This is a genomic window from Aeromonas salmonicida (genome assembly GCF_028355655.1).
GTDB classification, from domain to species: domain Bacteria; phylum Pseudomonadota; class Gammaproteobacteria; order Enterobacterales; family Aeromonadaceae; genus Aeromonas; species Aeromonas salmonicida.
On the sequence record NZ_CP110645.1, the window covers coordinates 2,902,956 to 2,926,214 of the forward strand.

A 23,259-nucleotide genomic window follows, 5' to 3' on the forward strand; every position below is an offset into this window, starting at 1 on the left:
GCAGAACGGGGGAGTAGAAGACAGTCGGCGAGATATCCTCAAATGGATGCTCGTCGATCGCGCAGATAGCAAAGGGCACCGACAAGCAGTGCCCCTTTGTATCAACTTACGCTTCGCTGGGTGCGCGCCAGTCGTCAGAGCCGGAGGTACCGGCGACCGTGTGTTCCCAGTCAATCTTGCGGTAGGCCAGAGAGACCTGGATCAGCTGGGTGAAGTCAGACTTCGCCGGATCCTGGCAGTGGGGCATCTGACAGTCGATATCGACTATGGTGGCATCGGTCAGCACGGTAGAGAAAAAGTGCTCCTGCTTGCCTTCCACGGAAGTGCGATACCACTTCAGGGTCACTTTCGGCAGCATTTCACCGGAGGCCAGGGCGTTGTACATCAGCGGTACGGCCTTGTTCAGAGCAACGGTGAATTTGAACGGCTTGTGGACACGCTGGCCGGCAGGCTGACCGGATTGCGGGTCAGTCGGTACGGTCACAACGTGTTGGAACTCTTGTACCAGCATCTCGTCTTCGTGGCCCTGCACGAAGATGTTGCCGACGGAATCGGAGGTGAAGGCACTCGCGGTGATGTTGCCCTGGGTTTTACCTTCGATGCTGATATAACATGGAGTTGGCATGTGTATGCTCCTGATTGGTTGAACGGTAATGACACTCGACCGAAACCATTAGCAGTGACCATGCCAAACATTTTTACTCATAAAAAACAAACTCTTACGAAAAACTCAGGTCTATACCCTCACAAAGAGAGCGCAACAAGTTGCGCGAGCGGCATATAACACTGCAAAAGTTTGCACACCCAGCATTTAAAACCAAATTTAAAGCAATACTTTGCTCATAATGACACTTAACCCCGTTAAGCAAGTGACAGCCTCTTGTGGCTGACCTTCCCACTGAGCTATCAATTAGTAGGAGAGCAGTAGCTGAGGTAATCCACTGATGACGCATACGAACAAGGTTCTGGCAATGATGACGGCCAGATCACCCGATGCGATCAGAGTAATGAAGAGGATGGGTGAATAGCTGAACCGATATGGGGTCGAATGGCTGCCATGGAAAAACAAAACCCCCGGACAATCAGATTGCCTGGGGGTTTGCTGCATGTCAGTGATAACGAGATCTGTACACAAATCACGTTCGAACCGGGCAGTCCGTCAAACGGGCATAAAGAAAAGGGCCTGTCTTGCGACAGGCCCTTTTCTTTTATTTGGCGGTGAGGGAGGGATTCGAACCCTCGATACGTTGCCGTATACACACTTTCCAGGCGTGCTCCTTCAGCCACTCGGACACCTCACCAAATCTTTACTTCTTTGAAGTGGCTTTCGGAGCACGCTACGCGTGCTTTCTTGCCGACTTCGTCGGTGGGCAGCCATTCTGACATCCCACCAAATTTTTTCTCACATTTTCAGGTGCCTGAGTTGCACCGTCGGTTGCGAACCATGCCGCAGCGACGGGGCGTAATGTAAGGGATGCATTGTGTTGGGGTCAATGCAATTTTGCGGTTTTCAATCTGTTTGCTCAAGAACCGAGCCAACTGCGCAAAATCTTTCCACCTCTGCATCCCATACAATCAACTGGCGGCCTGCTCGTGACTCTGCTCGCCTTTCAATGCCTCTTCCAGAGAGCCATAAAACTCCAACTGACCCGGCACAGGGCGCACCTTGGCACGCGCCAGTGTCTTCAACGGCTGAAACTGCAACTCGGCTACCCGCAGCTCCACTCCGGCCTTGGCCATCTGCTTTTCAAACTGCAGGAAAGCAGAGAGTCCCCCGGCATCCAGGATGGAGACAGCCTCCATCTGCAATACCAGCAGCTTGTGCCCCTGAACCTGAGCCACCAGCTCGCCAAAGACACGCTCTGCTGCCGCAAAAAACAGCGGGCCGTTGATCTTGTAAAGCAAGGCATTCGCCGGTACTTCGTCGGCATAGCGCTTGTGATCGGCCAAATCGTGCAGCTTGGTCATCTTGGCAATTTCACGCATGAACAACAGCGACGCCAGGATCACCCCGAAAGTGATGGCAATGACCATGTCAAAGATGACGGTGAGGGAGAGACACACCACCAACACCAGCACATCGGATTTGGGGGCGCGACGCACAAGCTCCACCACCTTGTGTGCCTCACTCATGTTCCAGGCCACGATCAGCAACAGCGCGGCCATGGCCGAGAGCGGCAACCAGGAGAGCCAGGGTGCCAGCACCAGAATGGCGGCCAGTACCACAAGCGCATGCACTATGCTGGAAACCGGCGAGGTGGCACCCGCCCGTACGTTGGCGGCGGAACGGGCAATGGCCGCCGTTGCCGTGATGCCACCGAAGAAAGGCGCCAATATGTTGCCCAGCCCCTGCCCCACCAGCTCGGCATTGGAGCTGTGCTTGCGACCCGTCATGCCATCGAGCACCACGGCGCAGAGCAGCGACTCAATGGCCCCCAGCATGGCCATGGAAAACGCAGCCGGCAGCAAGCGCTCGATGGCCGCCAGGTTCCATTCGACCGGTGAACCATCCGGCCCCGGCAGTGCCCAGGGCATTACCAGAGTCGGCGCTATGGGCGGGATCCCCATGCCTTGTGTGCCATCGGCCAGGGTATAACTGAACTTGCTGCCAATGGTGGCCACATCGACACCAAAGTAGTGCAGACCAAACCCCAGCCCCACACCCACCAGCACGGCGGGCAAATGTCCGGGCACCGGCAAGCGCAGCCGTGGCCAGAGCAATAACACGGCCAGGGTAGCAATCCCGACCAGCGTGTCACCCCATTGCCAGCTTGGCAGAGCATGTACCAGCGCCTCTACTTTGCCTATGTAATTTTCCGGCATATCGGGCACCTGGAGCCCGAAGAAGTCCTTGATCTGCAAGGTGGCGATCACGATGGCGATCCCGCCGGTAAAGCCCAGGGTCACTGACGGCGGAATGTACTCAATCAGGCGCCCAAGTCGGGCCATCCCCATGGCGACCAGAAAGAAGCCGGAGATCAGGGTCGCCATCAGCAGGCCACCGACCCCGAATTGCTGGGCCACCGGGTAGAGGATCACCACGAAGGCGGCGGTCGGCCCCGACACGGAGAAACGGGATCCACCAGTCACGGCAATGACGATACCTGCGATAATGGCGGTATAGAGACCATGTTGCGGTGGCACGCCGCTGGCAATCGCCAGCGCCATGGCCAACGGAATGGCGATGATGCCGACCGTGACGCCGGCGATCAGGTCACGGCCAAAGCGAGGGATGCTATAGGGTTCATCAATACAGGATTGGCGTAAAGCAATGGCCAGCTTCACGCTTTGCAAGGGAGCTTGGTTGTGCATGTATGTCGTAATACCAGAAGAGGGAGATAAAGGCCGGATTGAACCGGCGCCCGATCATCATCAAGGGCCGGCAGAACTGTCGACACGGCGATGGTATCCGGGGCAACCATACTCCAGCCGAGGAAATATTTCGATGGGCAGGATCAATGAATGACCATTACACCGCAAAATAGCGGTTTTTTGCTGGCATATCGCCGATTTTTATCACCATTACTCAGATTTTTCACTTCGCCTGCTAACCAAATGCACGCAACCCGCGGCAGACACTTCTTTCCCCATAGAGGCGGTTCATGAGGCATGGGACCTCCCATTCACCCACCCCATTTTTATTGAACGGGCAGGAATGGTTTGCCATCACTGAGCAGCCAGAACGTAATCCGCCACTAGCGCAAAAATTGATAACGTGGCAGCAAAAGGCCAATCTCAAGCTGCTGATTGTGCTGAAAATAGTCCATAATGACCAAGTTTTGGACAAACAGGGCGGAATTCCATTTTTGGCGCCGGATCGCGGGTTGACACCCAGCCGACAGGCTATTAATATCCGCACCGTCTCAACGAGACAGGCAATTCCTCCTTAGTTCAGTCGGTAGAACGGCGGACTGTTAATCCGTATGTCACTGGTTCAAGTCCAGTAGGAGGAGCCAATTCCCTCGTAGTTCAGTCGGTAGAACGGCGGACTGTTAATCCGTATGTCACAGGTTCAAGTCCTGTCGAGGGAGCCAAATTTCAAAGCCCAGCCTTTTGGCTGGGCTTTTTCATGTCTGCCACATCCTCCACTTACTCCCCCTCCTTTCCTCTCCATCACGGCTAGCACCCCATTGCAAAGCTGGCTCTCGCCTCCCGATCAGGAGACGGACGCAAGCAGGTAGCCCTTGGTCGCACGCAGTACTAAAGTGGACGAGGTGAATAACCTGACAACAGAAGCGAGCAATATGATGCACAAAACCATGATTACGGCGGCAGCGCTGGCCCTGCTGATCCAGTCCCCTGCCCACGCCATCAGTGCCAAATACCGCCAGCAACTCGAAAACTCCGGCTGCACCCAGGCCTCCGAGTTGCAAGGGTGCGATATCACCAAGAGCAAGGCCGAAAATGCCAAGGCTGGTTTTGGCGAGGCAGCCACTCCCGCGAGCACGGAGGCCGCAGCAGATACCACACCCTATGCTGGACAATGGGTGGCAAAAAGCAACGAAGGAGCCACAGTTGCCACCATCCGTATCGATGGCAAAGAGCAGGTTTGGGTCAATGGCAAACAGGTCAAGGCAAAGCGGGCTGACGGTGCACTGCTGTTCAAGCAGGGCACCATCACATTTACCATTCAAGGCGATCGCCGTCTGAAGGGGGAAGATGTCTGGATCGACAGTGATGCGGGCACCAAGGGCCCCATCAATATCGAGTAATAACCAAGGTGCCCGGCCCGCAACCGGGCGCCTGTTCTGCATTCTGACTGCATTGCATCAGTACCGAGCGTTTGCCATCTGTGAGAGTGGCATATCGACTGTCAGGGCTGGCCCCACCGATGCGACACCTTCTACCGAGCAAGCGGCCATGCAGGCTTTATCAGTAAAACATGCATTCGTCGCCTGACTCAGGCGATAATCAGCCCAATCTCACCCTACTCAGGAGTTCTCATGCGTCGATTCAACTTTATGCTCAATGGCAGCCGGTTGATGATGTTCCCGTTTTATGTGTGCATTCTGGTGTGCGTGGCGCTCTTGATGGTGAAGTTTGCCATGCAGCTCTATACGCTGTGCCGCGACATCATCGACATCCATTATCTTGACCTCATCACAGGGGTGCTGACTCTGGTGGACTTCGTACTGGTGGCGCAGATGCTGATCCTGGTGGCCATCTGCGGCTATGTGCAGTTTATTCAGACTCAGGAGCAGCGCGAGGCGCTCGGCAACAACTGGCTCAGCAAGATCAACTTCGCCTCCCTGAAGCTCATCGTCATCAACTCCCTGGTGACCATCGCCGGGATCGAGGTGCTCAAGGCCTTTCTGGACGATGGCACCGGCAATGAAGTCGAGATGAAGTGGTCAGTCATTGTCTTTTTGGCCTTCTCGGTGGCAGCACTTATCTATGCAATCACAGAAAGGTTGGCAGACCACAAGTAGCCAGCCCCTGTTTTCATTCAGGATTGATTCATCAAGACCGGAATTGATAACTCTTTTCATTACCTTTACCCCATTGTAAACTTGCTCCCCCGGGCTGCATTGCCCGGGCGCTGGAGCACCTATGACAAGCCTTTCTCTCTCACCCCGACACTGCTGGCAGTGGCTTGCCTATCACCATCAGGCCGCCGAGGGCTCCCTCTATCTGATGTTCTTCTCCGGCCTGCTGCTGTGGGAGCCGCTGACCCCGCTCTGGTTCCTGGCGCGCTGGAATCTGTTTCTCCACGTGATGCTTTCGCTCACCCTGTTTCCCCTACTGTTTGGCGCCTTCTGGCTCTCTCATCGCAGCCTGCTGAACAAGAGCCACAAACCCTTCTTGCGGATCACTGGTCGTATCATCGAAGGGCTGCTGCTGGTGTGTCTGGCCAGCGGTCTGCTGCTGCTGCTGCACGGCACCCCGGGCGACAGCATGGGCAGCCTCGCCAGCTGGGCCCACTGGCTGAGCGCTTTGGCGTTAACTCCTCTGGTGCTGCGCCACGCCTGGCGCTGGACCATCTTGAAATGGCGCGCCTGATCCCATGTTGAAGTCATCGTTCTGTGCATTTTTGCCAGCCCTGCTGGCCCTCCTCCTCCTGCTGGTCAGCCCCTTTGCGTTTTCCCAGCAGATGGGCGCTGGGATGGTCGCCTATGAAGAGGGGAGCACGCCACGCCTCGTCACCGCCAACCTGAGCGCAGGCTCGGTCACTCTTCTTGAGCGCGATAGCGGCAAGCGACTCAAGGAGGTGCAGCTGGGGGGCGATCTGCGCCAGATTGCCCGCGCCGATGACGGCACCCTGCTGGTCACCGATTACAGCGGCGATCGCCTGCTGCTGCTGGATGATGATCTCGACCTGGAAAAGGCGATCCCCACCGGCCATAGACCCTATGGGGTCATCTTCGATCCCAAGCGGCAGTGGTTCTGGGTCACGCTGTTCGAATCAGCTCGCCTGCAAGCCTACGACACAGCGGGCAACCTGCAGCTGGATACAAAGACCGCCGAGACTCCGCGCGGACTGGCCCTGACCGACGATGATCGCCTGCTGCTCACCCACGCCATGACCGGCCAGCTCGCCATCTATGATCTCGCCAAGCTTGGCAACATAGCCAAGGGCGCCACTCCGCTCAAAACCACCCTGCCAAAACCCAGACTCATCACCCTGGCAGAAACCCACAGCGACACGGCTAGCGATTCGCAGGGATTGCCGCGCCTGCTCGATGGCATCGCCCTCTCCCCCGATGGCAGCGAAGCCTGGCTGCCCCACGTGCTGTGGAGCTTTGGCCACCCCTTCCAGTTTCAGAGCACCGTCTTTCCGGCCGTCTCCATCATCGATCTGGATGAGGAGAAAGAGCGGGTCGACGAGCGCAAGCAGCTCTTTTTGCAAATCAATCTGCCAAGCGTCGGCAACCGCAGCCAGATCGTCTCCAACCCCTTTGCTGCGCGCTTCGCCACCGATGGCAAGCGGGTCTATCTGACCCTGGCGGGCTCGGAAGACTTGTTGGTGTTTGACCTGTCGCGCAGCGGCAAGTCCAACAACAACCGCCACCGTCGCAAGAAGTTTCAGGGGGGCGCCAAGGCGACCCAGCTCTTGCGTCACCTGCCGGGCCAGAATCCGAGGGATCTGCTGATCGATGGCGACCATATTCTGGTGCACAACGCCATGGGGCAGGATCTTACCCGCCTCAATAGCGGCGGCAGCGGCCCGTTTGCCCGGGTCACCGTCGATGTGCCCCACTTCGCCAAACTGGTAGAGACGGATCCGCGCCCCGAACCGCTAAAGCGCGGCGAGCGGCTATTCAACCTCGGCAACACCGCGGCCAACAGTCGCCTCCCCATGGCGGGGGACAACTGGATGAGCTGCAACTCCTGCCATCTGGATGGGTTCAACTTCACCAATCGCCATCTGATGGCGGCCCATCGCCAGAAGAGCGGCGACAACGCCATCAACGGCCACGCCAACCTCACCAACATGGTGGCGGGGGATTTTGTCGGCGAATACCTGCGCATGACCCAGCAGACCCAGGGCGGCATGGGCCATGACACCCGCGATGGGGCCGAGGCGGTTGACCCCGCCAAGCCCCAACCGGAAGTGAAAGCGATGATGGAAGATCTGCACGCCTTCGTCACCGCAGATGGCAACCTCCCCTATCTCGCCAACTGGCTGCGGCTCGATGCCCCGCGCACGGATCCCGCCAAGGCACCGACCACCCACCCGAAAGAGTGGCTCAACTCCGCCTCCTGCCAGAACTGCCACAGCCAAGCGTTCAAGGATTGGAGCGAGAGCAACCACCGGCTGATGGGCAATTCCCACCCCTACTACAAGGTGGTGCAGGCGCTGGCCCGCGAAACCGAAGGGGAAGCGTTCGGCCAGTGGTGTCAGGGCTGCCATATGCCCCAGCAGGTGATGACCGGCCAGCAGAATTTACCCAAGGGCTCCCACATGTTCGAACAAGGCGGCGCCTCGCTGATTGCAGCCCACAAGGCTGGTGAACCTGTGGTTGAGGAAGGCACCGGCTGCGTGCTCTGCCATCGCATCACCAAAGTGGAAGATGCGGGCGGCAACAGCGCCTTTACCGTGAATTTGAAAGACCGCGAGAGCTATGTGTTCGAGGATGCCCCGGGCGGCAGCCTCCAGCACTGGCTGGCCGAGCGGCAGATTAACGCCCGTCCGACGGCCCACAAAGCCTCCTATCAGAAGGATTTCTACCGCGACGCGGCCCTGTGCAAGTCGTGCCACAACGAGTTTGCCCCGGGCACCGGCGCCAATATCGTCAACACCTGGGACGAGTGGGAAAAATCCAGCTTTGCCAAGGCCGAGGATCCTGCCAAGCGGCGCACCTGCATCGACTGCCATATGAACCCGGAGCCGGGCAACGGCGGCGCACCGGTGGCGGGCCACTCCACCGAAAACGGCACCATGAAGGCGCGGCTCTATCGCCACAACTTTACCGGCGCCCAGCACCAGCTGGTGGGGCTGCGCAATCCCGACCTTGAGCAGGAGAGTCTGGCCCTGCTGCGCTCCAGCGCTACCCTCTCTGCCCGTATCGAACAGGCTGCCAATGCACAGCAACTGGTGGTGCGAGTCACCAATACAGGCGCAGGCCACGCCCTGCCCACAGGGGTCGCCGATTTTCGTGAACTCTGGCTGGAACTGACCGTCACCGACGCCACCGGCAAGCTGGTGCTCAAAAGCGGCCAGCCGGTGGATGGCGCTGTCCCTGAAGATGCGCGGCTGTTTAGAAAAGTGTTCGGCGATGCCGAGGGCAAGCCGGTGGGGCTCAAGTTCTGGCGCTACGCCAAGCTCTTGGAAGATACCCGCATTCCGGCCGATGGCTGGCGCGATGAAGCCTGGCCGCTGCCCGCAGATGCCCGGGGGCCCTTCAAGGCCGATATCAAACTCAATTTCCGCACCTACCCCAAGTGGGTCAATGATGCGGTGCGCGCCGCCGAGCCCAGCTTGCCGGAGCCACCCATAGTGCTGCTCAATCGACTTCAACTCAATCGGCTGCAACTTACCTTGCAGCCTCTCCCCGTCACGCCCGCTACGGAGCCTCAATCCTGATGTTTGCAAGTTTTCTCATTACCCTGCGCGAGGGGCTGGAAGCCTTCCTGCTGGTCGGCATCTGCCTCTCCTACCTCGCCAAGCTGGGGGCGAGCCGCTACAACAAGTTCATCTATCTGGGGGTGGGGCTTGGCCTTATCGCCTCCCTGATCGTCGCCTTCCTGTTCCAGGTGGTGGTGAGCCAGTTCGAGAGCGAGCGCTACAACCACCTCTTGATGGCGGGGATCCTCATTTTCGCCACTCTGGTGCTCACCTATATGGCGATCTGGATGCAAAAGCAGGCCAAATCCCAGGTGGGAGCCATGACGGCGCGCATCGATGCGGCCATCGATGGCGGCAACCTGTTTGGTCTGGTGCTGCTCGCCTTCCTGGCTGTGATGCGCGAAGGGTTTGAAACCGTGCTGTTCTTCTCCGCCCTGCTCTACTCCGGGCAAGGGGTGGATCTGCAATCCGGCCTGATGGGCGCGCTGGCGGGGCTGCTGGTGTCGGTAGCATTGGTGTGGGGACTGCTGCGTTCCACCCGCAAGGTGGCGCTGGCCCCCTTCTTCCGCTGGACCGGGCTGCTGATCATCATCATAGCCGCAGGCCTATTGTCGTCCGCCGTCAACATGTTGCAGGCGGCAGACATCATCACCTTCTGGACCACGCCGGTGTTCAACATCAGCCACATTCTCGACGATCAGGGGGTATTTGGTACCTTCCTGCGCGCCCTGTTTGGCTACAATGCCTCACCGGCTGGCCTGCAGCTACTGACCTGGGCCCTCTATCTGGCGATCTTCGTTACCCTCTGGCAGCGCAGCTATCGGCCGCAAGTGAGCTCCGCGCCCAGCAAGGGCTGAGTCCTCACCCCCTGCGGTGACAATATCATTCGGGGACCGCGCCTTGGCGCGATTCCCTTATCTATCAAGCAGTTTCGGAATAGGTCATGAGCGATAACAACAAGCAGAAAATTGCGGTTCTGGGCGCTGGTCCCGCCGGTTTGATGGCCGCCTGGCGCCTGCGCCGCGCCGGTTTTGCGGTCACCCTGTTTGAGCAGGAGCCGGTCGTCGGCGGCATGTGCGCCACCCAGACCTTCAAGGGGCGCGATGGTGAGTATCGCTTCGACTACGGCGGTCACCGCTTTATCACCAAGAACCCCGAGCTGCTCGCCTTTATCGACGAGCTGATGGGGGACGACCTGCTCCACGCCGAGCGCAAGAGCGTGATCCGCTTTGGCGGGCGCACTTATGACTACCCCTTGAACCTCACCAATTTGATCAAGACAGCCCCGCTGCCGCTGATGGCGGGTGCGGTGAAAGACTTGCTGCTGTTGCCTTTTGCCAAGAAGCCGGATGATTTCGCCAAGGCGAGCTTTGCCGAGTGGATCCAGAGTCACTTTGGCCGCACCCTCTACCGCCAGTTCTTCGAGGGCTATACCGGCAAGCTCTGGGGCATCAACCCGGACAAGCTCTCCGCCGACTGGGCAGGGCAGCGCATTAGCCTCATCGATCTCAAAGACGTAGCGCGCCGCCTGCTGCCAAGACGCAACGGCAACCTCTCGGTGCGCACCTATGCCCGTAAATACCGCTACCCCAAATATGGCTTCGGCCAGATCTTCACCACTCTGGGGGAGCGGCTGGTGGCAGAGGGGGCCCTGCTGAAAACCGGCGCCACCATCACTCGCCTTGAGCAGGCCGATGGCCGGATCGAACGGGTTTATTGGTCACAAGATGGCGTTGAGCAGAGCGCCGCCTTCGATCTGGTGATCTCCACCCTGCCGCTGCCGCTCACCTGCCAGCATCTCGGCTTACCGTGCGATCTGCACTACCGGTCGCTTCGCTTCGTCAACATGCCGCTCAAACAGGAGAACCTGTCGGACAACACCTGGCAGTACCTCTCCGACCCCCATATTCTGGCCACCCGCCTGCAGGAGCCGCGCCGCCGCAGCCCCTTTATGGCGCCCCAAGGTCAGACATCGGTGATGCTGGAGATCCCCTGCAATCCGGGGGATGCCACCTGGCAGGCACCGCTTGCCGACTTGCGCGGTCGGGTCACGGCCGATCTGGCAAGCCTTGGCGTGGACACCACCAAGCTTGGCGATGAGACCTTCGAAGCGCGCAGCGAGTACGCCTACCCGCTGATGGATCTCGGTTATCAGGCGCGCCGCAACGAAGCCATCAAGGCGCTGATGCCTATAGTCAACCTCATCATGACCGGCCGTCAGGGGACATTCCGCTACATCTTCACCGACACCGCCATGGAGATGGGAATGATGGCCGCCGACATGGTGATCGACGGGGTAGACAGACGCCACGCCATCTTCAACCATCGCAACGAAAATACCGTGATTGAAACCCAGAGCGTGGCATGAGAACGATGGCAGGTGCTTAACCGGCAAACAGACGCCGCAACACCTTTAACCACCGCAATGAAAATACCGTGATCGAAACCCAGCGCGTGGCCTAATGGCCGCGCCATTGGCATAGCCTCTTGGCATAAGTAAGGAGAACAGGATGACCATCCGCCCGGGTTTACTCGCCCTCACCCTGCTGCTGACCCTGAGCGGTCAGGCGCAGGCTTACTCCTACGCCGCCGCCGGCAAGGAGCCACTGATCGACGCCCGTGAGGCGCTGCTCGGCGCCGCCACTGACGGCAAAGATGCCAGCACCACCTTGAGCGAGATTGCCGACGAGCTGCTCTATCTGGAGCAGCACCACAAGGTCGAACTGCAAGCACCGCTGGCCGCCGCCATCAAGGGGAAAGACGCTGCCGCCACCGCCGCCCTGCTCAACCGGGCATACAAGGCGGAGATCGAGCGCCGCCTCGAAGGGGCCAGCCAGAATCTTGGCGACTACCAGACTGCCAAGGTGCTGGTGGTCAAGAGCAAGCGCTTCCTCGATTTGATCCTCCCCTCCCTCAGTGAAGGGGATCGCAAAGCGGCCGAACAGGCGCTGGCCAAGGTGCTGGACGCCATCGGCAACCCGGGTGTCTTCGGGGTGGGGGCCAAGCCTGCCGACGCGACCGCCTTCGCCGAGGCACAAAAAGCGCTGATGGCCGTGCTGGCGCCGCTTTGATGGCCTCTCATTAATGACGACGGCCCCCCTCATCCCCGGCCCTTCTCCCGCAAGGGGAGAAGGGGGGCTTCGCCACGGCCGATTACGCTTCGCTAATCGACCCTACCTGCTGATCCTGCTGCAAGGGGTCTGGATGGGCTGGCTCTTTGCCTTTCCCATAGCCCTGGATTCCGACGATGCCCTCAATTTCGCCCACGGGGTAACACGTTTCAGCGTACTGGAGTTCTCCCCCCACTTTCCGGGCTACCCCGCCTTTATCTGGTTGGCGCGGCTGATCAATCTGTTGGTCGACGATCCGGCCCGCGCTGTGCAGTGGGCAAGCCTGCTCGGCACCAGCTTGCTGGCGCCGCTGGCGGCACTGTTGGCGGTCAGGCTGTGGCATCGCCCTGCCCTGCTCACCCCCATCTGGCTGCTGGTGCTGGCCCTGCCGCTCACCCCGACGCTCGCCCTCTCCGGTCTCTCGGACGGACCGGCACTGGCGGCATGGCTCGGGGCTCTCTTGGCCTTGCAGCAGCGCAGGATGGCGCTGGCGGGCCTGCTGGTCGGGCTGCTGCTGGCCCTGCGCCCCTCCTATTTTGTGCTGGCCCTGCTGCCCCTTTGGCTCGGGATGGCGCAGAAGGGAACGCGCGTCAGGTTTGTGCTCCCCATCGCGCTGGTGGGGCTCACCAGCCTGCTCTTTGTCTGGCAGGCCGATGGCTGGGCCTATTTCAGCGAGGGACGGCGCTTTACCGACGGCCACTTTACCCTGTGGGGCAACACGGCGGCGGCCCACGGCGATCGACTGCTGAGCTGGGCGCGCACCTTCAACGATCAGCTCACCCCGCTCTGGCCCCTGGCTGTCGGAGCCTTGCTGGTGCTGCCGCTCTGGCAAAGAGCAAAAGGCCAAGCGACCGCCCTCTCGCCGCTTTGGACGCTCTACTGGCTCGCCCTGCTGCTCTGGACCCTGTTTGGCCAGAATCCCGACAATCCCCGCCATCTGGCCCCCATCACCCTGCTCGGCATAGTTCTGCTGGCAGGCTGGTCGCCAAGGCGCGGTGACATGCTCACAACCCTGGCTGCCCTCTTGCTGCTCTGCGTTACCCTGACCCCACCTGCGTTACCTGCCATGGTGCAAGCGGCCAGGGTAGCAGAGAAAGCGTGTCCTGCGCTGGTGACTCAGTGGGGGGTACGACTGCTGCGAGAGACCACTCCCCTGGCCGTCACCGATGGCTGGTATCGGGGGGATGCAAGGCTCGCACTGGCACTGGGGGCCTGCCGCCTCAGCCGACGCCCCATCGCCACCGGTGACATGCCGGTACCAAACCAGCAGCACTGGTTTTCACCTCGCTTTCATGCTGAACCAGGCATCTGGCTCGGAATACCCGCCTATTTTTCTCCTTAGTTGGCAGTGCAACGCACTTTGGCGACCATTTGACTAGCGGCTCTGGCGCCCTGGTCGGCTACACTCACTGCGCATCCGTGACAAGTGAGTCTATCCATGAAGAGATCAAGCGAGTGGTTTCTCATCCCCCTGGCACTGATACTGGCCAGCGGAGCCTTGCTATTGCCACTCTGGTTACAGGGGGGGAGCCAGGGGCATGACCTGTTTCATCATCTGCTTTCCGGCCACTATTTTGCACAGCAACTGTGGCAGGGGGAGATCTATCCACGCTGGTTGATGGCCATGAATGGCGGCTTTGGCAGCCCCACCTTCTTCTTTTATCCCCCCTTGCCCTACTATGTCAGCGCCCTGTTTGCCGGCCCCCAGGCCCCCCTTCATCACGCCATCACGCCCTTGCTCTGGAGCGCCAGTCTGGCCTTGCTGCTATCCGGCCTCTTTGCCTATCTCTGGCTGCGCAGTTTTGCCTCTCCCTTGCGGGCCCTGGCCGCCACCCTGCTCTATCTCGCCTTGCCTTATCATCTGGGCATGGATCTCTATGCCCGCTTTGCCCTGGCCGAATTCTGGGCTTTCGTCTGGGCCCCCCTGATCTTGCTGGGACAAGATCTCGCCAACCAGCGCAGTCGCAAGGGACTCCCCTTGCTGACTCTGGCGCTGGCATTGCTGGCGTTTTCTCACCTCCCCAGCCTGCTGCTGATGATGGGGCTGATCACACTGCGCGCCCTGCTGCAAGCCTGGCGATCCCGCATCCTGTTTCCGATCCAGCTAGTGGCAACGGCCCAAGTGCTGGGGCTGGTCATGGCTGCGACCCTGCTGCTGCCAGCCCTGCTGGATCAAGGCGCCATCTCCATGGAGTTGATGCGGGGCGGCATGTTCGACTTCAGACGCAACTTTCTCGACCGTTTGCCCTCTGGCTGGGGTGACTGGCGCTTTCGCGGCCACCTGGCCTGGCAAAGCATGCTGACCATGGGGCTGCTGCTGGTCGCCTGGGCGGCGACCCGTGAGCCACGTCATCCCGAATTATTGATATGGGGGATCATAGGGACAGTCTCCTTTCTCATGATGCTGCCCCTGGGCGAGCCCATCTGGCATCTGCTGCCACCGTTGCAACGGGTGCAATTTCCCTGGCGGTGCAACCTGATCCTGGCCCTGGCAACGGTGGCCGTAGTGGCGCTGGGCACCCCTGTCGACCGGCCCTGGCAGTGGATCTGGTGGGGCCTGCTGCTGGTCACGCTCGTCTCCAGCCTTGCCTATGTGGCTTATTCCCCTCTCACCCAGGCACCGCGCAAGGACATGATTGAGAGCGAATTCGACAGCAAGCGCAGTGCCCAGGAATATCGCCCCAATCAGGTACCCAGAGGGCAGTTCACTCCGACCTTGCTCGCCTGGAAAGGGGAGTTTCAACCCCCCGTCACCACAGAGCAGCCGGGCGCTGCGTGGAAGATCATTCGCTGGCAACCCAGATGGCTGGAGCTGGACGTGAAGGCGCAGCAGCCCACCAAGCTCATACTGCACCAATATGACTACCCCGGCTGGCAGGCCAGACTGGATGATTCGCTGGCACTCGCTGTCAGTGCAAACCGGCAAGGACTGCTGCAGGTCTGGATACCGGCGGGTCAGCACACCCTCACTCTCAAGCTGGCGGCACGCTGGCCAGAGCAGTGGGGAATTGGGCTCTCCCTGTTCGGTTGGCTGTGCTGGCTGGTGCTCGCCTGCCTGGGGGCCAACACCCCAAAAAGAGTGTGACCCGGACAGGGGTGATAGCGTGACGGGGGGCGGGCTTGGGCATAGTCCTGCCCAAGTCTGCCAAAACTGATAGACTCACCCCTGTTACCTTATTTCACGCGAACTTGCTCACGATCGGACATCCTATGCCCCAACCCTTACCCCTATCTCCCCGCTTTCTGTTTATCCTGCTTGGCGCTCTGGCGGGCCTGACCCCGCTGGCGGTCGACATGTACCTGCCCGCCATTCCGGCCATCGCCCGGGATCTGGCCACCAGCATAGATGGGGCCCAGCTCACCATCAGTGCCTTCCTCGGTGGCTTTGCCATCGGCCAGCTGTTTTACGGCCCGCTGGCAGACAGCTATGGCCGCAAACCGGTCATCCTGGCGGGGCTCACCATGTTTGCCATCGCGTCTGTAGGCTGCGCCATGGCAGACTCCCTGCCCGAACTGCTGGCTTATCGGATGCTGCAAGCGGCAGGCGGGGCGGCGGGCTCGGTGGTGGTCAATGCACTGCTGCGAGATCTGTTTGAAAAGGATGCATTTTCCCGCGCCATGTCGTTTGTCATCCTGGTGATGACACTGGCACCGCTGGTTGCCCCCGTGATCGGCGGCTACATTAGCGCCCACAGTGACTGGCGCGTGATCTTCTGGCTGCTGGTGGGGATCAGCCTGCTGGTCTGCGTGGTGATGCAGTGGAAAATTCAGGAGACCTTGAAGCCTGAGCACAGACAACCGCTCAAGCTGGGCCAGATCCTGAAGAACTACTGGAGTGTGCTCTCCCATCGCGGTGCCATGGGTTATGTGCTGTGCGGATCCCTGTCGAGCTCCGGCATGTTTGCCTTTATCAGCGCATCCCCTTACGTCTACATCGAATATTTCAAGGTGCCGACCGAGCACTACGGCTGGTTGTTCGGCCTCAATATCCTGCTGATGATGGTGGTCACCTTCGTCAACAGCCGGTTGGTGAAAGGGGTGGGCGCCGAGCGCATGCTGCAATACGGGCTGCTGATGCTGCCTTGTGCCGGCGCCCTGCTCATCTACAACGCCTGGAGCCAGACCGGCGGCCTGTGGGGCATCGTCATCCCCGTGGTGCTGTTCGTCGGTCACATCAGTCTGGTGGGGGCCAACGCCATGACGGGCCTGATGGGGCACTTCCCCCAATCGGCGGGCACGGCCTCCGCGCTGGCCGGCACCCTGCGTTTTGGCATCGGCGCCGTGGTCGGCATCCTGGTCAACCTCGACCCACCGCAATCCCCGCTGCCCATGGCCATCGCCATCGCCGGCTGCGGCTTTGGTTCGGCCATCAGTTACTGGCTGCTGACCGGCAAGCGATCTGCTGTGGCCTGATTATCTGCACCTCACTCTGATCCTGAAAAAGCCCTGTCTGCATGACAGGGCTTTTTCGTATCAAGAGTCGGCTTGGGACAACCGACTCTTGCCTCGGTCGGGCCAGGCGCCCTGCGTATATCAGAACATGGCACTGTTGAGCCAGAGATGCGCACCTATGCTCACCAGATAGCCGAGCAGGATGGCCGGTAACCACTTGAGATGGCTAAAGAAGGTATACATGCCGTGCGCCTGCCCCATCAGGGCGACCCCGGCCGCAGAGCCGATGGAGAGCAGACTGCCCCCCACACCGGCGGTAAGGGTCACCAGCAGCCACTGACCCAGCGCCATGTCCGGGTTCATCGACAACACGGCAAACATCACAGGAATATTGTCGATAACGGAGGAGAGCAAACCGATAAAGATGTTCGCCATCGTCGGGTTGCCACCGTCATACAGCAAGTGTGACACCAGCTCCAGATAGCCCATGAACCCCAGGCCCCCCACGCACATCACGACGCCATAGAAGAACAGCAGTGTGTCCCACTCCGCCTTGGCCACCTTGTTGAAGACATCAAATGGCACTATGGAGCCGAGACGACGCAGCCGTTCGTGATCCCCGGTGCGCTCATAGAGTGCCCGCTTGCGTGCCAGGGAGTGCGGCAGTGACTTACGCAGATAGAAGCCGAAAAATTGCAGGTATCCCAGACCCAGCATCATGCCGAGCACAGGGGGCAGATGCAGAAAACTGTGGCAGAGCACAGCCGTGGTGATGGTGAGCAGGAACAGCAGCACTATGCGCCTGGCCCCCCGCTTCAAATCGACATCCTCACTGGCGGCATCGGGCACATGACGAGGCACCATCAGACTCATCAGCAGGGCTGGCACCAGGAAATTGAGCAGGGACGGAATGAACAGGGCGAAGAACTGGCCAAATTGCACCTTGCCAGCCTGCCACACCATCAGGGTGGTGATGTCGCCAAAGGGACTGAAGGCGCCACCGGCATTGGCCGCGATCACGATATTGATGCAGGCAAGATTGATGAAGCGTCGATCCCCGTTGGCGACTTTCAGCACAACGGCGCACATCAAGAGTGCAGTGGTGAGGTTGTCGGCCACCGGCGAGATGCAAAATGCCAGCCCCCCCGTCAGCCAGAACAGGGTTCGCAACTGAAAGCCGGACCGGATAAGCCAGGCCCTGAGCGCATCGAACAGATTTCTGTCTTCCATGGCGTTGATGTAGGTCATCGCCACCAGCAGAAACAGCATCAGCTCGGCATATTCGAGCAGGGTGTGGCGAAATGCCTGCTCTGCGGCCGGGCTCATGCCATTTTGCGCGTAGGCAATCCCGATCAGGATCCAGATCACGCCGGCAGCCACCAGCACGGGTTTTGACTTGCGCAGTTGCAGATACTCTTCGGCCATCACCAGCGCATAGGCCAATACGAACAGGCCCACGCAAAACAGGCCGATAGTGGACAGGGTTAACGGAATGGGGCCGCTACTGGCCTGGGCAGGAGAGATGAACAGGGACAGCAATACGGCAAAGCGGGTGAGCACAGACATGGGCCTCTTCCTTTTGGAACCATCTGGCTGTGATGCTAGCACCTGGATGAAAACAAAAGTTCATCCAGGTCAATGAATTATCAATTAATGTGCGGCCGGACCCAAACCTTTACTTCTTGCCAAAGCCCGACAGCTTGAGGGTGTAGCCAGCGCTGTTTTGCCAGGCATCCAGGCCACTGCGGTTGTTGCCCGCCACCAGACTGGCAGCCAGGCTCGGGCTGTTGAACAGCTGATCGGCGGTGAACACAAACCCCCCTTCACTGCGCGGGGTGAGGATCCCCTTGCCCAGCAGCTCCTGGCGCAGTTCGATCACGGCTTCGCGCAGGGAGGCCGCATCCTCGCCATTGGCGGTGGATCCCGCCAGCACCATGAAGCCGGGATTTTGCCGCTTGCCCACAGGATAACCGTGAGCTTCGGCACCCTTGCCGTTGAAGTGGTAGAGCTCGCGCTCCCCGGGCTTGTTGTCGGAGAGCGCCTTTTGAAGGGTCATCAGCTCGTTATAAATCTCGATGGGGACGACGGCAGCCTGCTTGTTGCCCTTGCTATCGATGATAAAACTGACTTGCTTGTGTAACATCCTTGCTCATCCTGTGACCCATGGAAGCTCCTATTCTAACCACCTCTGCCAAGCGGGATCCAGCGAGGATCCTCACCTCTTTTGCTGGGGTGATCACTAACTGGCTCTCTTGATCAGTTGCAAGGCGTGTTGATCATTCCCAGCCGTGGTAGCGTAGATGACATAATGAAAGCCATTGACCATCAAGCGGTTATCCCATGCTGACCCTGCGCAACCTCTGCAAGAGCTTTGATAACGGCAGCGAACGCCTGCCGCTGTTCCACAGTCTGGACCTCACTCTGACCGCTGGCGAGACAAGCTTGCTGCTGGGGCAGAGCGGCTGTGGCAAGTCGACCCTGCTCAACCTGATAGCAGGCCTGCTCCCCCCGGATGAGGGGGAGATCTGGCTGGGGGAAACCCGGCTCGACACCCAGTCCCCGGATGAACGGGCCCGCCTGCGCGGCCGGCATTTTGGCATCGTCTATCAGGATTTCAACTTGCTGCCGACCCTGACAGTGGAGGAGAACCTCTGCCTGCCCCTTTCGATCAACGGCCTGCCACGCCATGAGACAGAGATTGACGATTTGCTGAAAAGGCTCGATCTCGTCCACAAGCGCAACGCCTGGCCGGAGCAACTTTCCGGCGGCCAGCGCCAGCGGGTGGCACTGGCCCGCGCCCTCATTCACAAGCCCCGCTGGCTGTTGGCCGACGAACCCACGGGGAGCCTCGATGAGCACAACGCCGAGCAGGTGATGGCACTGATGATGGAAGCGGTGCGTGAAACCGGCGCGGGTCTCTTGCTGGTGAGCCACAACCCCGCCTATGGCGCCCTGGCAGACAGAGTGCTTCGCCTCGAAGGGGGCCAGCTGATTGAGCTCAAGGGGGCGCACCATGAGTGAGGCCAACCGTGATCGCGAGGCCGCCTTATGCTGCCGCTGAAGGCGCTGCTGCGCCTCTATCGCTGGCATCCCTGGCTGCTGCTGATGAGTCTGACCGGGCTCATGCTGGGGGTCTCGCTGGTGGTGGCCATTGATCTGCTCAACCACAGCGCCAGCACCAACTTCGTCGCCGCCCGCACCCAGCTGGCAGGAGATGCCAACTATCGACTGGCCCCGAGCGGCGGCCTGGATGAGCAGCTTTACGTCAAACTGGTGCGCAGCCAACCAAGCCTCAATGCCATGCCGCAGCTGCACGCCTGGCTCAAAGATGAGCAGGGTCGCAGCGTCCAGTTGCTGGGGATGGATCTCTTCAACCCCGGCCCCCTGAGCCAGCTGTTTACCCGCGCGAGTAAAGAAGCCCCCTCTTTTTCCCTGAACCAGGCAGACAGCGTCTGGCTGGCGACGCCGGAGGCCAAACGGCTAGGTTGGCTGCCGGGCCAGTCCCGCACCTTTGTGCTGGGCGGCGGTGGCGAGGGTGAGCACCCGCTGATCCTCACTCTGGCGGGCACCTTCGAGCCCGGCGCCGTGCCCATGGAGCGGCTGCTGGTGACCGACATAGGTCTGGCCCAACACATGCTGGGCAAGGCAGGAAGGCTGGATCGCATCGTGTTCAAGCTAAGTGACGCCGAGGCCCGAGTCCTGCAAGCACTGCTGCAAACCTATCGCCCCCATCAGCCGCTCTGGCTAGAGCCCATCAGCCCGGCGCTCGATGCCAGCCAGCTCGGCGATGCGCTGGCGCTCAACCTCACCGCCCTCTCCCTGCTCGCCATGGCGGTGGGACTGTTTCTGGTGTTCAATGCCCAGCGCTTTGTACAGAGCGTGCGTCGCCCCCAGCTGGCCCAGCTGATCATTCTGGGGCTGCCGCCTCGCCGGGTACTGCACTGGCTGGTACTGGAGCTGCTCCTTCTCGCCACTCTGGGCACCCTGCTCGGACTGGTGCTTGGCAGCCTCCTGGCCCTCACCCTCATGGGACAACTGACCCAGGCGCTGGCCGACCTTTATGGCCCCAATCCCATCGATCTGCTGCGCCTCTCCCCCATCAGCCTGTTCAAGGCGCTGCTGATTGGCCTTGGCGGGACGCTGGCCGCCAACCTGCCCGGCTGGTGGCAACTGCTGCGCCAGTCCCCCCTTGAGCTTCGTGAGGGCAACAGCCGCCACGCCACCCATCCGTGGCGTCGGCGCTGGCTCGCCATCGTCATACTGCTGCTGTGCGCCCTTTGCCTCGCCCTGCCCCGGACAGGGTTGCCGGGTGCCCTGTTTATCGCCGGCGGCTGGCTGCTGGCCATGGCGCTCTGGCTGCCGGATGCCCTGCGCTGGGTGCTGGGTCAGTTGCGCCAACGCATGGGTCGCCAGCACGGGCGCAGTAGCCTGACAGCCCAACTGGCGGTGGCCGAGACCCAATATCATCTGGATCGCACCGCCATCGCCGTCATGGCACTGCAACTGGCCATCGCCGCAGCCATCGGCATAGGGGTCATGGTATCGAGCTTTCGCTCGAGCGTGGAGATCTGGCTGGACCAGCGTCTGGCCGCCGATCTCTATGTCACCGCCCCCAAGGGCGCGGCGGGCAGCAGGGGCATACTGAACCAGGCCACCCTGGATGCCATTCTCGCCAACCCCGCCGTGGCTCAAGCCTCGCGGCGTTCTGTGCAACCCGCCCGCTGGCAGGGGCAGCCCATCGAGTGGGCACATATGGATTTTATCCCGCCCCTCAAGGCGGCCTATCCCCTGCTGGCCGGGCGCTGGCCCGCCACTCCAGACGAGGTGCTGGCCAGCGAGCCCCTGACGGTGCGACTCGGAGTCAGGGTGGGCCAGACGCTCAGCATCACCAGCGAACAGGGGCCAAGGGAGCTCACCGTCACCGGCGTCTATCAGGATTACGGCAGCGACAAGGGGCAAGTTCTGCACGCCTTCGAAGATGGCCCAGTGCAATCCCTCGCCCTCTTTAGCAAAACGCCGGAGCAGCTGGCCGACAGCCTGCGCACCCGTTTTGGCGAGAGGGTCAACCTGCTGGCGGCCCCTGCCATTCACGCCGCCGCCCTCAAGGTGTTCGACCAGACCTTTGTGGTGACCGAGTTGCTTAAACTGCTGATCCTGGGCATCGCCTTTGTCGGCATCGGCTCGGCCTTCATGGTGCTGGGGCTGGCAAGGCGCAGCGAGTTGCAGACCTTGCAGAGTCTGGGATTGAGCCCGCGTCACTGTCGCCGCCTGCTGGTGTGGCAAGGTGCGGGCCTGGGGCTGCTCACTGCGCTGCTGGCTCTGCCAGTGGGTTATGGGCTGGCCTGGGTGCTGATCGAGGTGGTCAACCCCCGCGCCTTTGGCTGGCGTCTCGCCTTCGAGGCCGCCCCCTTGCATGCCGTCACGGCCCTGTTGCTGGCCCCTGTGTGCGCGGCGCTCGCATCCTGGTTTGCCGCAAGGAAAGTGGTATGAAAAAACGCAATGTCTGGCTACTGCTGCTCACCTGCACCCTGTATGGCGGGGCGGCCTGGGCCAACGATCTGGGCACCATCCTCGGCGGCGGCAGCGATCAGTTCAAAAAGGCCCTGCCGGGCCAGCCCATCAAACTGCCCGCCGATCACGCGGCCCACCCCGACTACAGATCCGAGTGGTGGTATCTCACCGGCAACCTCAAAGATGAGCAGGGGCGCGAATATGGCCTGCAGTGGACCCTGTTTCGGCAAGGCATCGAGCAAGCGATAAAATCGGACAACCCCTGGCTCACTCCCCAGCTCTGGCTGGCCCAGTTTGCCATCACTGACCTCGGCAAAGGCAGCCACCGCCAAGATGAGCGCACCAGCCGCCAGGGCCCCGGGCTCGCGGGTGCCAGCAGCGGCGAGTATTGGCTCAGGGAATGGGTGCTTACCTCACAAGGGAAGGCACTCTTTCCCGCCACCCTGGATGTTCAGAGCAAGATAGGCGAGCTGAACCTCAAGGTCGATGCCGCCAAGCCTGTGGTCATGCAGGGCAAGCAGGGTTACAGCGAGAAGAGCCCGGGCAACGCCTCGTTTTACTACTCCTACCCGCGCTTGACGCTCACCGGCACTTTGACCCTCGATGGCGAGGCGCGCCAGGTCACGGGTCAGGGCTGGTTTGATCATGAGTGGAGCAGCTCGGTGCTGGCCGACTGGCAGTCAGGCTGGGACTGGTTCTCGCTGCAACTTGCCGATGGCCGCGAGCTGATGCTGTTTCGCCTGCGCACCAAGGCGGGCCGCGCCAATCCCGAAAACCAGCCCGAGAACCGCTACGGCATTTTGATTGAGCAGGACGGCAGCAGCCGGGTGCTCTCCCCTGACGCCATCACACTGACTCCAGGCAAGACCTGGCGCGGCCCCAAGGGGCAGCCCTACCCCATCGAGTGGCAACTAAGCGCTGGGGATCTCAACCTCACCATTCGTGCCCGCCAGCCTAATCAGGCCATGACAGGGCGCTTTGACTACTGGGAGGGGGCCGTGACGATATCAGGGGATGCAAAGGGGCTGGGGTATCTGGAGATGACGGGGTATTGAGCGCAATGGCTGCGAATGCTCACACCCAATCCCCCCATACGGTTGCGAATTAACAACGTCCTGTTCTCACCGACGCAGGCTTTCATTCCAGCAAAAAGACCCCGGCATGGCCGGGGTAAACACGGGGTGGAACATAAAACACTTTGGTCTACACCTTGGCTGCGCTATGCGTCAGCCAAGGCGG

The 23,259-nt window shown here is 60.6% G+C and carries 18 protein-coding genes and 3 tRNA genes; 16 read left to right on the forward strand and 5 right to left on the reverse strand.

Features of this window, described 5'->3' with window-relative positions; all coding sequences use genetic code 11:
• Nucleotides 1–106: 106 nt before the first annotated feature.
• The 3 genes from hcp1 to dauA form a co-directional block, all read right to left on the reverse strand.
• On the reverse strand, nt 107–625 hold the full coding sequence (gene hcp1, locus ONZ54_RS13680; RefSeq protein ID WP_021140316.1) for a type VI secretion system effector Hcp1: 519 nt from the start codon (nt 623–625) through the stop codon (nt 107–109).
• 588 nt (nt 626–1,213) lie between these two features.
• Nucleotides 1,214–1,301: transfer RNA gene (locus ONZ54_RS13685), tRNA-Ser, on the reverse strand.
• Nucleotides 1,302–1,575: 274 nt separating this feature from the next.
• Entirely contained in the window at nt 1,576–3,312 is a 1,737-nt protein-coding gene (gene dauA / locus ONZ54_RS13690; RefSeq protein WP_058394667.1) for a C4-dicarboxylic acid transporter DauA, read from the reverse strand.
• A 290-nt stretch (nt 3,313–3,602) separates the two neighbouring features.
• Here dauA and ONZ54_RS13695 point away from each other — a divergent pair, with 290 nt between their 5' ends.
• From ONZ54_RS13695 to ONZ54_RS13755, 13 genes are all read left to right on the forward strand, one after another.
• Nucleotides 3,603–3,890: a hypothetical protein gene (locus tag ONZ54_RS13695; RefSeq protein WP_271786433.1), complete on the forward strand. Its 288-nt coding sequence runs from the start codon at nt 3,603–3,605 to the stop codon at nt 3,888–3,890.
• A tRNA-Asn gene (locus ONZ54_RS13700) sits at nt 3,881–3,956 on the forward strand. Before ONZ54_RS13695 ends, ONZ54_RS13700 begins: the two co-directional genes overlap by 10 nt.
• 2 nt (nt 3,957–3,958) lie before the next feature.
• Nucleotides 3,959–4,034: transfer RNA gene (locus tag ONZ54_RS13705), tRNA-Asn, on the forward strand.
• 213 nt (nt 4,035–4,247) lie between these two features.
• Nucleotides 4,248–4,712 carry a hypothetical protein gene (locus ONZ54_RS13710; RefSeq protein ID WP_192895780.1) on the forward strand — a complete coding sequence of 155 codons (465 nt, stop codon included), beginning with the start codon at nt 4,248–4,250 and terminating at the stop codon, nt 4,710–4,712.
• A 231-nt stretch (nt 4,713–4,943) separates the two neighbouring features.
• The gene (locus ONZ54_RS13715) at nt 4,944–5,429 is read left to right on the forward strand and encodes a YqhA family protein (RefSeq protein WP_005310510.1); all 486 of its coding nucleotides are present in this window, start codon (nt 4,944–4,946) and stop codon (nt 5,427–5,429) included.
• A 121-nt stretch (nt 5,430–5,550) separates the two neighbouring features.
• Nucleotides 5,551–6,000 carry a hypothetical protein gene (locus ONZ54_RS13720; protein ID WP_271786434.1) on the forward strand — a complete coding sequence of 150 codons (450 nt, stop codon included), beginning with the start codon at nt 5,551–5,553 and terminating at the stop codon, nt 5,998–6,000.
• A 4-nt stretch (nt 6,001–6,004) separates the two neighbouring features.
• Nucleotides 6,005–9,025 (forward strand): YncE family protein, encoded by a 3,021-nt coding sequence (locus tag ONZ54_RS13725; protein WP_271786435.1) that lies wholly within the window; start codon nt 6,005–6,007, stop codon nt 9,023–9,025.
• Entirely contained in the window at nt 9,025–9,864 is an 840-nt protein-coding gene (locus ONZ54_RS13730) for an FTR1 family iron permease (RefSeq protein ID WP_271786436.1), read from the forward strand. Before ONZ54_RS13725 ends, ONZ54_RS13730 begins: the two co-directional genes overlap by 1 nt.
• An 86-nt stretch (nt 9,865–9,950) precedes the next feature.
• Nucleotides 9,951–11,375 carry an NAD(P)/FAD-dependent oxidoreductase gene (locus tag ONZ54_RS13735; protein WP_271786437.1) on the forward strand — a complete coding sequence of 475 codons (1,425 nt, stop codon included), beginning with the start codon at nt 9,951–9,953 and terminating at the stop codon, nt 11,373–11,375.
• A 142-nt stretch (nt 11,376–11,517) separates the two neighbouring features.
• Entirely contained in the window at nt 11,518–12,078 is a 561-nt protein-coding gene (locus ONZ54_RS13740; RefSeq protein ID WP_271786438.1) for a hypothetical protein, read from the forward strand.
• Nucleotides 12,079–12,184: 106 nt separating this feature from the next.
• Entirely contained in the window at nt 12,185–13,459 is a 1,275-nt protein-coding gene (locus ONZ54_RS13745; protein ID WP_271788286.1) for a hypothetical protein, read from the forward strand.
• Between the two features lie 96 nt (nt 13,460–13,555).
• Nucleotides 13,556–15,202, forward strand: a complete 1,647-nt coding sequence (locus tag ONZ54_RS13750) for a 6-pyruvoyl-tetrahydropterin synthase-related protein (RefSeq protein WP_271786439.1) — start codon at nt 13,556–13,558, stop codon at nt 15,200–15,202.
• Nucleotides 15,203–15,327: 125 nt separating this feature from the next.
• On the forward strand, nt 15,328–16,530 hold the full coding sequence (locus ONZ54_RS13755) for a Bcr/CflA family multidrug efflux MFS transporter (protein ID WP_219590920.1): 1,203 nt from the start codon (nt 15,328–15,330) through the stop codon (nt 16,528–16,530).
• Between the two features lie 120 nt (nt 16,531–16,650).
• On the opposite strand, the gene nhaD is transcribed toward ONZ54_RS13755, so the two are convergent.
• Together nhaD and ONZ54_RS13765 are read right to left on the reverse strand one after the other, a co-directional pair.
• Nucleotides 16,651–18,075, reverse strand: a complete 1,425-nt coding sequence (gene nhaD / locus ONZ54_RS13760) for a sodium:proton antiporter NhaD (RefSeq protein ID WP_005310493.1) — start codon at nt 18,073–18,075, stop codon at nt 16,651–16,653.
• Nucleotides 18,076–18,184: 109 nt separating this feature from the next.
• On the reverse strand, nt 18,185–18,652 hold the full coding sequence (locus ONZ54_RS13765; protein WP_005310491.1) for a DUF4357 domain-containing protein: 468 nt from the start codon (nt 18,650–18,652) through the stop codon (nt 18,185–18,187).
• A 197-nt stretch (nt 18,653–18,849) separates the two neighbouring features.
• Here ONZ54_RS13765 and ONZ54_RS13770 point away from each other — a divergent pair, with 197 nt between their 5' ends.
• Genes ONZ54_RS13770 through ONZ54_RS13780 form a run of 3 tightly spaced genes read left to right on the forward strand, consistent with a single transcriptional unit; the run spans nt 18,850 to nt 23,075 of the window.
• Nucleotides 18,850–19,530 (forward strand): ABC transporter ATP-binding protein, encoded by a 681-nt coding sequence (locus tag ONZ54_RS13770; RefSeq protein WP_271786440.1) that lies wholly within the window; start codon nt 18,850–18,852, stop codon nt 19,528–19,530.
• 27 nt (nt 19,531–19,557) lie between these two features.
• Nucleotides 19,558–21,999, forward strand: a complete 2,442-nt coding sequence (locus ONZ54_RS13775) for an ABC transporter permease (RefSeq protein WP_271786441.1) — start codon at nt 19,558–19,560, stop codon at nt 21,997–21,999.
• A complete protein-coding gene (locus ONZ54_RS13780) occupies nt 21,996–23,075 on the forward strand; it encodes a lipocalin-like domain-containing protein (RefSeq protein ID WP_271786442.1) in 1,080 nt (359 codons plus the stop codon). Before ONZ54_RS13775 ends, ONZ54_RS13780 begins: the two co-directional genes overlap by 4 nt.
• The last annotated feature ends 184 nt before the right edge of the window (nt 23,076–23,259 follow it).

Bases quoted from the DNA above. Each gene is read 5' to 3' on its own strand.
- hcp1 (WP_021140316.1), bottom strand. From the start codon at position 625: ATGCCAACTCCATGTTATATCAGCATCGAAGGTAAAACCCAGGGCAAC.
- dauA (WP_058394667.1), bottom strand. From the start codon at position 3,312: ATGCACAACCAAGCTCCCTTGCAAAGCGTGAAGCTGGCCATTGCTTTA.
- ONZ54_RS13695 (WP_271786433.1), top strand. From the start codon at position 3,603: ATGAGGCATGGGACCTCCCATTCACCCACCCCATTTTTATTGAACGGG.
- ONZ54_RS13710 (WP_192895780.1), top strand. From the start codon at position 4,248: ATGCACAAAACCATGATTACGGCGGCAGCGCTGGCCCTGCTGATCCAG.
- ONZ54_RS13715 (WP_005310510.1), top strand. From the start codon at position 4,944: ATGCGTCGATTCAACTTTATGCTCAATGGCAGCCGGTTGATGATGTTC.
- ONZ54_RS13720 (WP_271786434.1), top strand. From the start codon at position 5,551: ATGACAAGCCTTTCTCTCTCACCCCGACACTGCTGGCAGTGGCTTGCC.
- ONZ54_RS13725 (WP_271786435.1), top strand. From the start codon at position 6,005: ATGTTGAAGTCATCGTTCTGTGCATTTTTGCCAGCCCTGCTGGCCCTC.
- ONZ54_RS13730 (WP_271786436.1), top strand. From the start codon at position 9,025: ATGTTTGCAAGTTTTCTCATTACCCTGCGCGAGGGGCTGGAAGCCTTC.
- ONZ54_RS13735 (WP_271786437.1), top strand. From the start codon at position 9,951: ATGAGCGATAACAACAAGCAGAAAATTGCGGTTCTGGGCGCTGGTCCC.
- ONZ54_RS13740 (WP_271786438.1), top strand. From the start codon at position 11,518: ATGACCATCCGCCCGGGTTTACTCGCCCTCACCCTGCTGCTGACCCTG.
- ONZ54_RS13750 (WP_271786439.1), top strand. From the start codon at position 13,556: ATGAAGAGATCAAGCGAGTGGTTTCTCATCCCCCTGGCACTGATACTG.
- ONZ54_RS13755 (WP_219590920.1), top strand. From the start codon at position 15,328: ATGCCCCAACCCTTACCCCTATCTCCCCGCTTTCTGTTTATCCTGCTT.
- nhaD (WP_005310493.1), bottom strand. From the start codon at position 18,075: ATGTCTGTGCTCACCCGCTTTGCCGTATTGCTGTCCCTGTTCATCTCT.
- ONZ54_RS13765 (WP_005310491.1), bottom strand. From the start codon at position 18,652: ATGTTACACAAGCAAGTCAGTTTTATCATCGATAGCAAGGGCAACAAG.
- ONZ54_RS13770 (WP_271786440.1), top strand. From the start codon at position 18,850: ATGCTGACCCTGCGCAACCTCTGCAAGAGCTTTGATAACGGCAGCGAA.
- ONZ54_RS13775 (WP_271786441.1), top strand. From the start codon at position 19,558: ATGCTGCCGCTGAAGGCGCTGCTGCGCCTCTATCGCTGGCATCCCTGG.
- ONZ54_RS13780 (WP_271786442.1), top strand. From the start codon at position 21,996: ATGAAAAAACGCAATGTCTGGCTACTGCTGCTCACCTGCACCCTGTAT.